Source organism: Flavobacterium sp., from assembly GCF_043778725.1.
Taxonomy (GTDB): Bacteria; Bacteroidota; Bacteroidia; order Flavobacteriales; family Flavobacteriaceae; genus Flavobacterium.
In genome coordinates this window covers 1-14,845 of the sequence record NZ_JAYWFT010000119.1, presented here as the reverse complement: position 1 = coordinate 14,845, position 14,845 = coordinate 1, and the positions used below count along the sequence as shown (strand labels likewise).

Genomic DNA, 14,845 nt, shown 5'->3' with positions numbered 1-14,845 from the left:
TAAATAAGTACTTATTTAAGTTATTTATATATTTTAATCTTCTTCGATTTCAAATTCGGCGTCTTTTTCCCAAATTTCCATTTCGCATGGTTTGCAGTTGAATTTTAGTTTGTATTCTAATTCGCCTTGTTTTAATACTAATGGTTCTTTTAGTTTGGTTTCCATCGTATCTTTATGATATTTCGGACACTTTTCTAATTCGTATTTAATGCAATATTTAGTTGTCATTACGCGTGATTTTCCTGGATCCCATTGTAATTCAAATGCTTTTTCAATTTCGGTTACGCCATGACGTTCATAGAATTTTCTTGCTAATTTATTGGCTACATTGTACATGAAATCCAATTTAGTTTCTGGATAAGGATGTGATGTTTTTACCAATTGATGTTCTTCTCTATGATAATTTACTAATCTAATTTCTGACAATTGTTCGAAAACTGTTCTTCGCATTTCATTAATTTTTGAAATAGGAAGAAACCAATTTTGAGAGAAAACAACACTTATTTCATCGGCAACATAAGGTGTAAAACCAGTTTTTGCTAAGTTTATTTTAAAGTTTTCTTCTATAGATTCGTTATTTTTTGTAGTTTCTTTTGTATGAACTAAGGTTACTGAACTCACATTTCCGTCTTCATCAGTAGCAGTTAATTCGAAACCATTTTCGTTTTCAAATAACAATAATGAAGTACTAATTTTTCTAACCGCACTATCTTCACGTTCTACAATTTTGATAAAAGCAGCATCATTATTTCGGTAAATGAAAGTTCCGTCTTTAATTTCTTTAAGAACATTTGGAAAAACAAATCCGTTTTCGGCACGATTTACATAAATTCCGTCGGCTTCGTTATTTTCGTTTATAAAGCAAAGTCCATCGCCATTATTTAATAAATTTCCATTTTCAATTTCATACGATTTTCCAACTGTTTTAATTAGTTTTCCAATGTATTGACCTTTAGATTTTGGACTTTCCCACGAACCTATTGATTGATGTCTTTCGTTTACAAAATAATCGGTATAACCACGATTGAAACTTTTATCTAGCGAAGAATCAAAGGTAAACGTGCATTTTCCTGAGGAAGCTTTAGCGTATTTATCGCCATTTTGTTCTAGAAAAGCATCTAATTTTTGACGTAAGTAGGAAACATTATTTTTTACATAAACAATGTCTTTCAAACGACCTTCAATTTTAAATGAAATAACTCCGGCTTCAATTAGATTCGGAATTTGATCAGAAACATCAAAATCTTTTATAGAAAGTAAGTGACTGTTTTTTATTAAAGTATCGCCGTGACCATCAATTAAATTGTAGGGCAAACGACAATTTTGTGCGCACGAACCACGATTGGCTGAACGTTCACCATTGGCAACACTCATGTAGCAATTTCCGCTGAAGGAAACGCATAAGGCACCAGTTACAAAGAATTCTAATTCAACATCACTTGCTTCGCTGATTTCTTTTATTTGATGTAAATTCAATTCGCGCGCCAAGACAACACGTTTCATTCCGGCATCTTTCAAGAATTTTATTTTATGTGCGTCACGATTATTGGCTTGCGTACTTGCATGAAGAACTATTGGAGGTAAATCCATTTCCATAATTGCCATGTCTTGAACGATAAGTGCATCAACACCAATAGCATACAATTCGAAAATCATTTTTCGACACGTTTCTAATTCGTTATCATACAATATAGTATTGATAACTACAAAAACTTGGGCGTTAAATAAATGGGCATATTTTACTAATTCTGCCACATCTTCAATAGAATTGGTAGCGTTGGAACGAGCTCCAAATTGTGGCGCGCCAATATAAACGGCATCGGCACCGCTATTTATTGCTGCCATTCCATGAATTAAATCTTTAGCAGGAGCTAATATTTCTATTTTTTTCTTCATATAATAAGTCCTTAAATAAAAGTGTGCAAAGGTCTTATATTTATCTGAGAAATCTAATGCTAAATTAAATTTTTATGAAACAATTGCTTTGAACTATTCTTGGATTAAAATTTAATTTATTGTTAAATATAAATTTGTTGAGTTACTATCTGCTGAACCTTTATTGGTAGTTTTAAATTGAGGTTCAATCCAATATTGTTCATCAATTACAAATTTGAAATAACCTTTGTAATCTTTTACTCCAATTTTGCTTTTTTGAACTGTAATTTGATAAGAATTATTTGCCGTTTTGGTAAGTTTGAATTCTGGATTTTTGAAATCCCATTTGTTGAAATCCCCAGCTACATTTATTGTTTTTATATTTTCAAGATCTTCTTTTGTGAAAATTTTAGTTTGGTTATTTCCGTTTCCAACAATTTTTTTTGACAAATCAAAAATGAAAGTTATAGTTTCTTTATTTTGAATAAATCCTTCAATTGTTTTTTTTGTATTTGGCTTAAAACCAATTGATTTTAAATGCTTTTCATATCCTGATTTTTCAAAAAAGTTTGCAACAGCAATTTCATTTTCATAATCTAATTCGATTATTTCTTTGATTGCAAGTTGTTTGTTTTTTGAATTATTATAGTAATTTTTACAAATTTTGTATCCTATTGCATAACCCAAATCGGAACAAGGTAATAATGGATTTCCACCTGTTCCAATCCAATTTGATTTTGCTTTTCCGTTCATTTCATTGTAAAAAACAGACCAAATTTCTAATTCGTTTTTTTGATAAAACGGAATATAATTAGTTGAATAATTGCCGCAAACTAATTCTGAAATAAAATCGCACGCACCTTCAAGAATTGCATTTCCAAGTAAATTAGTCTTGTTTTCGTTTTCTAATTTTTGTTGTGTGTGTACATATTCATGAATATTTAAACTCACTAATCTATTGTCATCGGATGCGTCAAAAATTTCTCGTAGCCAATTACCATCAAAATCAGATGTAATAACAGATTTATCTCCAAGTGCAATCTCGCTACCAATTAAAACTTTGTCTTTTTGAGTAGTTCCACCCGAATTAATTCTTCCAATTAGAAAATAAATTTTTGAATCTTTTAGATCAGGATATATTTTTTTAAACGTAAGAATTTTAATTTCAAGTTGTTCTTTTTTCTCTTTTAAAAGCTTCATTCTTGGACGAAGTGACTCCCAATATTTCGGTAATTCTAAAATTAAATTCACTAAAATTTCAGGAGATGCATGACGTTCCTCTACAAATGCTTTTAAACCTTCAGAACCTTTATCAAAGTAAAGACGCTTCATGACATCTATTTTTTTGTCTTTGTTAGGTTGAATTTTGACACTATCAAATGCAATCCAAAAATGATCAACATCGTCCATTACAATTTTTTGCGATTGACTAAATACCGTTAAAGTATTAAGAAATAAAATAATAAAAAGTGTGATTTTTTTCATAATTGATGATTTACTATAATAGACACTAGAAATTAATTTTTGTTACAAATATCATTTACAATTTTTAAATGATGTTTAGTATGCATATTTAGAAACCACATTGTTGATTTTTTATTCAAATTTCCGAAAAATGGATGTTGAAAATGAGCATTTTTATCTAATGAATCCCATTCGACTAGTGTAGTTTTTACTTTTTCTAAACTACTTTTTATAGATTCCTTGGTTATGATTTCATCTGGTAGAACAATTTTTGGAGCATTGGCTTTGCCTCGTGGAAAAAAACCAAGTATAGAAATAAGTATTTTATTTTTATTAAATTTCCATTTATACTCTTTTGGATTTGAATTTTTCACAACATTTACAACTTTATATATAGTTATAAAGCTGTGTTCAATTTGCCAACCAATAGTTGAAGTGGATACCGACGGATTTATTTTGTCATGCAATTCAATTTTAGATTCTAATTGGTAAATTAATTGGTGAAGTTGTTTCATTAGTTATTGATTTTTTCCTTTAAATTATTCATAAAATCGTCTTTCATATTGGGCATGTTTTGAGTTTGATCCTTTATTTTGTCATGTAAAGACTCAAATTTCGACTCGTTATTTAGCACTTTTAATGCATATTCAAATGGGTATAACGATAAAACGGCTCCATTAATGTCGAGTTTTAAAGTCATTGATCGCATTGGAAATTCTGGTTCACTGTCTTTATAAAACTTGAAGTTGTTGTTTTTAATTAAAAATTCAGCAAAAGCATACGCCAACATAAAAATTATTTGACTGTCTTCTTGATTAAACGACTTGCAATACAAGTGAAAACCCATTCCGTTTTCTACAATTTGGTCTAAATTGGCTGGATGATTTATAGTATTTTGATCGTTGCGCTCTATTTTATTATCCAAATAATAACTTTCAATCATTTTAAAACAACCCTCAACTATATTTTTTTCGTTATCAATATTTATTTCGTTGTAGCGTTTTGCAAAATATTCATCAGTAAAAATCTCTTTGATGCCAGTTTGTTCTTGACTACTTTTGTTATGGTTATTTTCTTCCTTATTAGAAGAGAATATTTTTTTGAAAAAATTCATAGTATTATTGGTTTCGAATTATTACAAATAAAATGATTTTTATTGTAGTTATGATTTATTTTTATTTCTTCTTTTACGAAGTAGGATTTGTATAACTATTGTAACTAAAAGTAAAAGTAGCATAAAAAATCCAAAATCAAAAAGTGCAGCTGTAGGCATACCACAATTTATTTTTTGATTTCTGGTATCATTGGTTCCATTTTCAAACCTCTATAGATAGCAATAAATTGGCTGAAACAACTAATTAATGTGCAATATTCAAAGGCTATGAAAGTAGTTTTGTATAGTGCTTTACTTCTATAAATTAGTTGAAAAAGTAACGGAAATAGTATAAGTAATGCTGAAGTAGCAAATAAATTCATCAGATAAGTAGATTAAATTGTAGTTTTTTGTCTCCAATTATTTATCAAGGCACTTACTTTTTATCCTAAGAAACCGGTATATTTCGTTCTCTGTATTTGCTAAGAAATTACTATTGAATATCGTTTGCTAATCTTGAAATATAAGAAAATGAACTAGAAATATTTTGATTTTTCTCTTTGTTATTTAAGCAAATTAATATTAAAATTCTAACAAAAGAAGTACTGCAGTTGACATCAAGATAAAAACATGAAGCTTTTTTAAATAGAAACCAAGAACCTTATTTGTGTTGATTAACGCTCATAAACTATGTCGCTGTCAAATCGTATTCAGTATCTAAATTAAGCTTGAAGTAGCCTTTTGCTTTCTTTTTTGTTCTGTCAACAACAATTACAAGGTAATTATTTTCTTTTTCTGTGGTAAGTAAAATGTGTTCAAATTCGTCATTAACATCCCTAAAGCCTTTGTGTACTAGTTTACTTTCATTGATTTTATTGGGTAATATTTTGACTCTTTTTAATTCACTTACAAATGGCCAAATATTGAACATAGTTTTTATTTTATCGGTAACTTCTTCCATTTCACTAGTCATGGTAGCATGATATTTTTCTATGGAAAGTTCCTTTGGCCCTTTTTTGTTTTTTAATTGTTTGTAGATAACAATTAAAAATAAAATTACAACAACTACATACAACGAAATAAAGTGTAAATGAACAAGTTTGTTAATTGTCATGACGTTTAATTGTTTAGTTATTAAATGTTTGCTACTGCAATTTACTAAAAATAAATAACATCTTAACTGATATTAATTAATTCTATAATGTAAGTTATGATTTTATAGTTGTATGATAAAAAAAATCCCAAAAACCATATTGGAATTTGGGATTTCATAAATTGATATTTATTTTTTAAATATTTCCTTCTTCGTTTTCTTTGTCCAAATATTCTTGTACAATATTAATTGCATTAGTAACAACATCGCTTAAAGCTGTAATAAATGTTCCATCTTCGGCATTATCAATGGCGTGTTTAATGGCTTCTACTTCTTTACTAATAATTTCGTGAGTAACCGTTCGTCCAGAAGCAGCGATACCTTCCATGATAAGTCCGATAATTTCTTCTTCGGTTCTACCTCTTAAGTATTTTTCTTGACGGATAATAATATGGTCAAACATTCGTGCAGCAATTGTCGCACATTCTTTAATGTCTTCATCACGACGATCACCAACTCCGGCAATAATTCCTATTTTTTTGGTAGCCTCAACACTGCTTAAATATTCTTCGACACCTTTATATCCAGAGGGATTGTGTGCAAAATCAATTAATACTTTAAAACGTTTAAATTCAAAGATATTCATTCTTCCTGGAGTTTGAGCTGCACTTGGAATAAATGTTTGAAGCGACAAACTAATATCTTCGGTTTTAAATCCTTGTAAATAGGCTGCTAAAGTTGCAGCCAGAACATTGGCAATCATAAACCTAGCTTTTCCGCCCATGGTTAATGGTACATGTGTAGCGCGTTCAACTCTAATTTTCCACTCGCCTTTTTTAATTGTGATGAATCCGTTTTCGTAAACTGCTACAATTTTTCCTTCTTTGGCAAATTGAACTACTTTTGGATTGTTCTCATCCATAGAGAAATAGGCAATATTGCAGCTCAATTCGTTTGCGATTTTCAAACATTGATCGTCTTCGGCATTTAAAATTGCCCAACCATCTTTTTTAATGCTTCTAACAACGGTTGCTTTTACACGAGCTAAATCGTCAAGAGTATGAATGTCTGATAATCCTAAATGGTCTTCTTGAATGTTGGTTATAATTCCGATATCACATCTGCTAAAGCCCAGTCCAGCACGAAGAATTCCGCCACGAGCCGTTTCTAAAACTGCAAATTCAACTGTAGGATCTTTTAAAATATATTCGGCAGAAATTGGTCCAGTAGTATCACCTTTTTCCATCATGTGATTTTGAACATAAATTCCGTCAGATGTTGTGAAACCAACTTTATAGCCATTATTTTTAACAATATGAGCGATAAGTCTAGTTGTAGTAGTTTTTCCGTTTGTTCCAGTAACTGCAATAATCGGAATTCTACTTGGTTTTCCTGGAGGATAAAGCATGTCAATAACTGGTGCAGCTACGTTTCTTGGTAAACCTTCACTTGGTGCTAAGTGCATACGAAATCCTGGTGCAGCATTGACTTCTAGAATACAACCGCCATTTTCTTTTAATGGTTGTGTTAGGTTTTCTGCCATAATATCAACACCACAAATATCCAATCCGATTACTCTTGAGATACGTTCGCAAAGGAAAATGTTTTCAGGATGCATCATGTCTGTAACATCAACAGAAGTTCCGCCAGTACTTAAATTGGCTGTCGATTTTAAATAAACTACTTCATCTTTTCTAGGAATTGTTTCTAAAGTGTAGCCTAATTTTTCTAATAAATCGGTTGTATCTCTATCAACATCAATTTGAGTTAGTACATTTTCGTGACCATAACCACGTTTTGGATCAAGATTTGTTTCATCAATTAATTGTTGAATGGTGTTAGATCCATTTCCTTTTACGTGAGCAGGTTCTCTTTTGGCAGCAGCAACCAATTTATTATCGATAATTAAAACTCTAAAATCGTAACCAGTAATAAACTTTTCTACAATAACTCTATGACTGTATTTTTTTGCGTAAGCTAAACCATCTACTGCATCTTTATAATTTTTCACATTAATAGAGGCGCCTTTTCCATGATTTCCATCCAATGGTTTTAGTACTATAGGATAACCAATTTTATTGATAATACCTTCTAAATCTTCTTCGTCAACACAAATTCCGCCATTTGCAACAGGAATGGATGCTGCATCTAACATTTTTTTAGTTTGCTCTTTATTGCAAGCAATATCTACAGCAATGCTACTCGTTTTACAAGTAATAGTTGCCTGAAAACGCATTTGATTGATGCCATAACCTAGTTGTACAAGTGAATTTGTTCCTAGACGAATCCAGGGAATATCTCTTGCAACGGCTTCTTCAACAATACTTCCAGTTGATGGACCTAGACGTACACGTTCACGAATTTCACGCATTTTTTGAATATCACCTTCTACATCATAATCAGTTCCTGCAATTAATGATTCGGCAATGGCAACAGCACTTTCTGCAGCGAACATTCCTACATTTTCTTCGGTGTAACTAAAAACTACGTTGTAAACACCTGGAGTTTTTGTTTCTCGAGTTCTTCCATAACCAGTTTCCATTCCGGCAAGGGTTTGAATTTCTAAAGCAATGTGTTCAATGACGTGTCCCATCCAAGTGCCTCTTTCTACTCTCGAAAAGAATCCACCACGGCAACCTTCAGAGCAACGATGTTCTATCATTGTAGGAAACATAGCTTCAATTCGTTCACGAAAACCTTCAATTTTATTTGTAGGTCGTTCTTCCATTTCTTCCAAATCCAATCGCATTTGGATTAGTTTTTTTCTTTGTACACTCCAAATATTTGGTCCACGTAATGCTTGAATTTTATCGATTTTCATAAAAACAGAAGGTTTGAATTATAATAATAAGTTGATAATTAATGTTTTAATAAATAAATTTTAATAAGATTCTATAAAATAGTTAGAATAGTATAGTGTTTTTGTTAAAAAATTTAGATATAATTCAACTAAAATAGATTTTTTTAATTGGTTGGCAAAATTTATTTCGACTAAAATTATCAACTTTTATTGGTTATAAATTATTTGAAAAAAAAGAGGTCATTAATTGCAAGTTATATCTTTTTATTTATTTTTACAAAATGAACATACGAGGAAAATTAATAATAATTGGTGGTGCTGTCGATAAGGGTAGTTTTACCGAAACAGATTTAGATAGAAATGCTCCGAAGAATTTGAATTTCTTTGAAGAGGGTATTTTGAAAAGAGTAATTAAGGAATCTAAAAATAAGGAACTTTCTAGAATTGAGGTAATCACAACTGCGTCAAAAATTCCAAAAGAAATAGGACCAGAATATGTTAAAGCATTAAGTTATTTGGGAGCGAATAATGTTGATGTTTTGGATATTGTGCGTCGTGAAGAAGCAATGGATCCAGTTATTTTAGCCCGATTGAAAGCTGCAGATGTAGTTATGTTTACCGGTGGAGATCAACTAAGATTGACTTCTATACTAGGAGGAACGCCATTTCACGATATTTTATTAGATAAATATCAAAACGAAGATTTTATTTATGCAGGAACTTCTGCTGGTGCTGCTGCTGCTTCTAATAATATGATATATCAAGGAAGTAGTAGTGAAGCTTTGTTGAAAGGTGAGGTGAAAATCACATCAGGATTAGGGCTTATTGATGGTGTAATTATTGACACCCACTTTGTACAACGCGGACGAATTGGGCGATTATTTCAAGCCGTGGTTGGAAATCCAAAAGTACTTGGAATTGGTCTTGGAGAAGATACTGGTTTGTTGATTTTAAATGGTCGTCAAATGGAAGCAATTGGTTCAGGATTAGTTATTTTAGTTGACGGTCGCGAAGTAAAAGACACCAATCTAACACAAGTAGAATTAGGTCAGCCTATATCAATAAATCATTTGGTTACGCACGTAATGAGTAAAAATGACACTTTTGATTTAGATACTTTTAAAATGACTATTAAATCTTCACAATACGTTTAATTTCATATAAAACATTAGATATCTGATATCTGATATCTAATATTTAAAATCTAATATCAAAGATGAAAATAATAATTCATGGCGGTTTTTTTTCAGAATCTTCTACTAATCATGAAACTAAAGTTGCTAAGCAAGAAGCTTTGTTGCGAATTGTAAAAGAGTCGTATGCTTATTTGCAAACTCATTCGGCAGTTGAAACGGTCGTTTTTGCAGTTTCTTTATTAGAAGACGATGCGTTGTTTAATGCAGGAATTGGTTCTCAGATTCAAAGTGATGGAAAAATTAGAATGAGTGCTTCTTTAATGGATGGAAAAACATCGAAATTTAGCGGTGTTATTAATATTGAAGAAGTCAAAAATCCGATTCAAGTTGCTCAAGTTTTGATGAAAGTTGACGATAGAGTTTTGGGAGGAAGTGGTGCAACTAATTTTGCAAGACAACACGGATTTGAAAAATTTTCTACAGAAATTCCACAACGCAAAGCCGAATATGAAGCAAAACTAGCTGCAACCGGAACAGGAACTGTAGGCTGTGTGGCATTAGATAAAGAAGGAAATCTTGCTGCGGCGACTTCTACAGGAGGAAAAGGATTTGAAATTCCTGGAAGAATATCTGATAGTGCAACTGTTGCTGGAAATTATGTGAATGAATTTTGTGGAGTGAGTTTGACTGGAGTAGGCGAAGATATTGTAAGTAATGCAACTGCTGCCAAAATTGTAACTCGCGTAACCGACGGATATTCTTTAAATATAGCTTTTGAAAAAACATTTTCCGAATTAAAGCCTTATGATGGTTTTGCCGGAGCTATTGCCATTGATAAAAACGGAAATATGTTTCACCAAGATTCGCATCCTAGTATGGTTTTTGCGAGTTTTGATGGAGATAAAGAAGAAGTTTTTGGCTAATATTTAATCTCCACCGCCACAACCACCACAACCACTAGAACATCCACCATCTCCAGAGCAACCGCTATGTCCTGAGCATCCACTTTGTCCAGAATCTGTTGAACATCCAGAAGAACAACCCGAGCCTCCATTTTTGTTGTTTTTACCATTTCTAGCTAAATATAAAATTAAGGCAACGGCTATTATAAGTATTATTGTAGGAATTGAGTTTGTATTTTGACTAGTTGCTTGTATAAAGAAGGAAGAAGTAAGTGAAACAATTACTGTATAAAAAACGCTTTTTTGTTTCCCGGTTGGTTTTTTGATAATCCAATTTTGAGATGTATTGATTCGTTTAAAATGAATGTCACTGAATCGATTTTCATTATTTGGCCAAATCGTTACTGGTGGTTCTGCATTGAAAATTATTTTGTAATCTTCATTAGTTTTCGAATAAAAGAAATCAAATTTAATGGCTTCAGAGATTCCTCCTTTGGTTGGATTATGATGAATTTCTTTCTCTAAAGTGTTTTTGCATAAATCTATCCAATATGATTTTGTGTAAGTTAAATGTAGATGCCAAGCTTGATCTACTTGGTCTGAAGGTATTATTCCTGTAGTTGTGACACAACATAAAAACAGAAACTTTTTATATTCTTCTATCACTTTTTTCGCATAATTGAGAGACCAATTGTTTTCTCTTGCTAAACGATCTGAAAATTTGAAATCGTTTCCTTCATCGTTAAAATTAAATTGAGAAATTTTATCCCATAATTGTTTTTCGTTTTTTGTCATATAATTTAATTATCACAAAGTTTATTATAGAATTGTTAATTGAAAATTAAGTAAACGTAATTATTTTGTTATATAAAAAAAATCCCAATCTTTCAATTGGGATTTTCTTTATGTAAGTAAGTTAAACTGGTTGTACAAACGTTTTTTATTTTACTTTATTCACGACAGCTTTAAAAGCTTCTGGGTGATTCATCGCTAAATCTGCAAGAACTTTACGGTTCAATTCGATACCGTTAGCTTTCACTTTACCCATGAATTGAGAGTAACTTAATCCTTCTAATCTTGCACCAGCGTTAATACGCATAATCCATAGAGCACGAAAGTTTCTCTTGTTTTGTTTTCTATCGCGATAAGCATAAACCATCGCTTTTTCAACTGCGTTTTTAGCAACAGTCCAAACGTTTTTACGACGACCAAAGAAACCTTTGGCTTGCTTCATTATCTTTTTTCTTCTTGCTCTTTTAGCAACTGAATTTACTGATCTTGGCATAATTTTCTTGTTTTTTTGTAGCAGGCGTCCCGAATTAAATCAAGGGAACTTATGGCCGTACTCCAAGGTTATTTAAAATTGTTTTAACCGAAAGAAATCTTTAAGACTGTATTTGTAGTTTTGTATATTGTATAGCTGTCAGTGACATTTTTACATTATACGATTTACAATTTTACAATTTTTAGATAATTCTTAATTGTTGTTTAATGCTTTTCATATCTGTTTTGTGAACCAAAGCAGAATGAGTTAAAGCTAATTTACGCTTTTTAGATTTCTTGGTCAAAATGTGACTTTTGAAAGCGTGCTTTCTCTTAATTTTTCCAGAACCAGTAACTTTAAATCGTTTCTTGGCACTAGATTTTGTTTTCATTTTAGGCATAATTTTCCTAATTTATTTAAATTTAACTTACTTACTATTTTGAGTCTAGAGTCAAATGTCGAGAGTCTTAAAGACCTCAAGGATCTTATGACTTTCCAACTTCCAACTTTTAACAGTCTTATTTTTTCTTCTTAGGCGCAATGTACATTATCATTCTTTTACCTTCAAGAACTGGTAAAGCTTCAACTTTTCCATGATCTTCAAGATCTTGAGCCAAACGTAATAATAATATTTGACCTTGCTCCTTATAGATTATTGAACGTCCTTTAAAGAACACAAATGCTTTCAATTTAGATCCTTCTTTAAGGAATTTTTCAGCATTTTTTCTTTTAAATTCATAATCGTGCTCATCTGTTTGCGGACCAAAACGAATTTCTTTTACTACGATTTGTGTTGATTTAGCTTTTAATTCTTTATCTCGCTTTTTCTGCATGTAAACGAACTTTTTATAGTCCATAATTTTACATACTGGTGGTTCAGCATTAGGCGAAATCTCTACCAAATCTAATTCAAATTGGTCTGCAAGACGCATAGCATCTGCTGTTTTAAAAATACCTGGTTCTACATTGTCTCCAACAAGACGTACTTCAGGCACACGAATAAAATTATTTATTCGGTGTTCATCTTTTTTTTCTACTCGAGGTTGATAACCTCTGTTGTTTCTAATTGCTATGGCTTTATTATTTTAATTAAACTGTAAATACTTTTAATGTTTTGCTTATCTCTTCATTTACAATTGAGGCAAATTCTTCAATTGTAACTGTAACATTTCCTTTTCCTTCTTGCCCATGACGTCGAATAGAAATGGTATTGTTTATCTCTTCTTCTTCACCTATTATTAACATAAATGGAGTTTTTTGCATTTCTGCATCTCTAATTTTTCTTCCAATCGACTCATTTCTGTTGTCAATTTGGGCGCGAATGTCGTGATTTTCTAGCAGATTTAAAACTTTTTTAGCATAATTTTCATATTTATCACTTAAACACAAGATTAACGCTTGTTCTGGCATAAGCCAAAGAGGGAAATTTCCTGCTGTATGCTCAATTAAAATTGCTATAAAACGTTCCATTGATCCAAATGGAGCTCTATGAATCATTACTGGAGTATGAAGTTCATTGTCAGAGCCTTTATAAGTCAATTCAAATCGTTCGGGTAAATTATAATCAACTTGAATCGTTCCTAATTGCCATTGTCTTCCCAAAGCATCTTTTACCATGAAATCCAATTTTGGACCATAAAATGCAGCTTCGCCATAAGCAACAACTGTGTTTAACCCTTTGTCAGCAGCAGCGTTGATAATTGCATTTTCTGCTTTTTCCCAGTTTTCATCACTACCTATATATTTATCTCTGTTTTCTTGATCTCGAAGCGATATTTGAGCTGTAAAATTATCGAATCCTAATGAGCCAAATACATATAATACTAAATCAATAACATTTTTGAATTCTTGATCTAATTGATCGGGTGTGCAAAAAATATGAGCATCATCTTGAGTAAATCCTCTTACACGAGTCAATCCATGCAATTCGCCACTTTGTTCATATCTATATACAGTTCCAAATTCAGCATAACGCTTTGGTAAATCTTTGTATGACCAAGGTTTAGTGTTGTAAATTTCACAATGATGAGGACAGTTCATAGGTTTCAACAAAAACTCTTCGCCTTCTGCAGGAGTCGTAATTGGTTGAAAACTATCAGCTCCATATTTAGCATAATGTCCAGAGGTTACATAGAGTTCTTTCTGTCCAATATGGGGTGTAACAACTTGCTCGTATCCTGCTTTCTTCTGTGCTTTTTTCAAGAATTGTTCCAGTCTATCTCTCAAAGCAGCACCTTTTGGTAACCATAATGGTAAACCTTGACCAACTTTTTGAGAGAAAGCAAACAATTCAAGTTCTTTACCTAGTTTTCTATGATCTCTGCGTTTAGCTTCTTCAAGTAATTCTAAGTACTCTGTAAGATCTTTTTGTTTTGGAAATGAAACTCCGTAAACACGAGTCAACTGCTTGTTTTTCTCATTACCGCGCCAATATGCTCCGGCAACACTCATTATTTTCATGGCTTTTATCATTCCAGTATTCGGAATATGACCACCACGACACAAATCAAAAAAGTTAGCATGATCACAAAAAGTAATCGTTCCGTCTTCCAAGTTTGATATTAATTCAGTCTTATATTCATTGTGTTTGTATGTTTCCAAGGCTTCTGCCTTAGAAACTGGACGCATTTTAAACTCATGTTTTTCTCTAGAAACCTCTAAAACTCTTTCTTCAATAGCTTTAAAGTCAGCGTCCGTTATTTTATTATCACCAAAATCCACATCATAATAGAATCCATTGTCAATCGCAGGTCCAAGAGTCAATTTAATACCATTGTATTTTTCCTCTAAAACCTGAGCCATAACGTGAGAAGTAGAATGCCAAAAAGCTTTTTTTCCTTCTTTATCATTCCACGTATACAATATGAGTGAACCATCGGTCGTCAATTCTGTCGAAGTTTCTATAGTTGTACCATTAAAAGCAGCAGAAATCACGTTTCTTGCTAATCCTTCACTGATGCTTTTTGCAACATCCATCGGAGTCGAACCATTCGCGAACTCCTTAACCGAACCGTCAGGTAGAGTAATCTTTATCATTCCTTAAATTTTATGGACTGCAAATATATAAGATTAACAAAACCCACACAATATATATAGGTATAATAGTTAGTATTTTTTTAAGCATCGAATGTTCTGGTCCTTTTAATTTGTCCATTTTCCCACTTTCGCTACAATAAGAGCAGTTTTTAAATAAAAAGATATTTTTATTTTCACTACAA

At 31.7% G+C, this 14,845-nt stretch carries 13 protein-coding genes; 2 read left to right on the top strand and 11 right to left on the bottom strand.

What is annotated here, in order from left to right; genetic code table 11:
- Window positions 1–33: 33 nt before the first annotated feature.
- From ACH2CG_RS11350 to cphA, 6 genes are all read right to left on the bottom strand, one after another.
- Entirely contained in the window at window positions 34–1,896 is a 1,863-nt protein-coding gene (locus ACH2CG_RS11350; protein WP_395065247.1) for a U32 family peptidase, read from the bottom strand.
- A gap of 111 nt (window positions 1,897–2,007) precedes the next feature.
- Window positions 2,008–3,360, bottom strand: coding sequence for a DUF2268 domain-containing putative Zn-dependent protease (locus ACH2CG_RS11345; protein WP_395065245.1), 1,353 nt, complete (start codon window positions 3,358–3,360; stop codon window positions 2,008–2,010).
- Window positions 3,361–3,392: 32 nt separating this feature from the next.
- The gene (locus ACH2CG_RS11340) at window positions 3,393–3,854 is read right to left on the bottom strand and encodes a DUF1569 domain-containing protein (RefSeq protein WP_395065243.1); all 462 of its coding nucleotides are present in this window, start codon (window positions 3,852–3,854) and stop codon (window positions 3,393–3,395) included.
- Entirely contained in the window at window positions 3,854–4,453 is a 600-nt protein-coding gene (locus tag ACH2CG_RS11335) for a hypothetical protein (protein WP_395065241.1), read from the bottom strand. Before ACH2CG_RS11335 ends, ACH2CG_RS11340 begins: the two co-directional genes overlap by 1 nt.
- A gap of 667 nt (window positions 4,454–5,120) precedes the next feature.
- Window positions 5,121–5,546: a hypothetical protein gene (locus tag ACH2CG_RS11330; RefSeq protein ID WP_395065239.1), complete on the bottom strand. Its 426-nt coding sequence runs from the start codon at window positions 5,544–5,546 to the stop codon at window positions 5,121–5,123.
- 175 nt (window positions 5,547–5,721) lie between these two features.
- Window positions 5,722–8,346 carry a cyanophycin synthetase gene (cphA, locus tag ACH2CG_RS11325; RefSeq protein ID WP_395065237.1) on the bottom strand — a complete coding sequence of 875 codons (2,625 nt, stop codon included), beginning with the start codon at window positions 8,344–8,346 and terminating at the stop codon, window positions 5,722–5,724.
- A 260-nt stretch (window positions 8,347–8,606) separates the two neighbouring features.
- Between cphA and ACH2CG_RS11320 the strand changes: the two genes are divergently transcribed.
- Window positions 8,607–9,479 (top strand): cyanophycinase, encoded by an 873-nt coding sequence (locus tag ACH2CG_RS11320; protein WP_395065235.1) that lies wholly within the window; start codon window positions 8,607–8,609, stop codon window positions 9,477–9,479.
- A gap of 62 nt (window positions 9,480–9,541) precedes the next feature.
- Window positions 9,542–10,384, top strand: coding sequence for an isoaspartyl peptidase/L-asparaginase (locus ACH2CG_RS11315; protein ID WP_395065232.1), 843 nt, complete (start codon window positions 9,542–9,544; stop codon window positions 10,382–10,384).
- A 3-nt stretch (window positions 10,385–10,387) separates the two neighbouring features.
- Here the strand turns inward: ACH2CG_RS11315 and ACH2CG_RS11310 are convergent, their stop codons facing one another.
- The 5 genes from ACH2CG_RS11310 to thrS form a co-directional block, all read right to left on the bottom strand.
- A complete protein-coding gene (locus tag ACH2CG_RS11310) occupies window positions 10,388–11,158 on the bottom strand; it encodes a glycine-rich domain-containing protein (RefSeq protein ID WP_395065230.1) in 771 nt (256 codons plus the stop codon).
- A gap of 145 nt (window positions 11,159–11,303) precedes the next feature.
- On the bottom strand, window positions 11,304–11,648 hold the full coding sequence (gene rplT, locus ACH2CG_RS11305) for a 50S ribosomal protein L20 (protein ID WP_395065228.1): 345 nt from the start codon (window positions 11,646–11,648) through the stop codon (window positions 11,304–11,306).
- Window positions 11,649–11,829: 181 nt separating this feature from the next.
- On the bottom strand, window positions 11,830–12,027 hold the full coding sequence (gene rpmI, locus ACH2CG_RS11300) for a 50S ribosomal protein L35 (RefSeq protein WP_022827375.1): 198 nt from the start codon (window positions 12,025–12,027) through the stop codon (window positions 11,830–11,832).
- Window positions 12,028–12,145: 118 nt separating this feature from the next.
- Window positions 12,146–12,694 (bottom strand): translation initiation factor IF-3, encoded by a 549-nt coding sequence (gene infC / locus ACH2CG_RS11295; protein ID WP_081932019.1) that lies wholly within the window; start codon window positions 12,692–12,694, stop codon window positions 12,146–12,148.
- Window positions 12,695–12,716: 22 nt separating this feature from the next.
- Window positions 12,717–14,663, bottom strand: a complete 1,947-nt coding sequence (gene thrS, locus ACH2CG_RS11290) for a threonine--tRNA ligase (RefSeq protein ID WP_395065226.1) — start codon at window positions 14,661–14,663, stop codon at window positions 12,717–12,719.
- Between the last annotated feature and the right edge of the window lie 182 nt (window positions 14,664–14,845).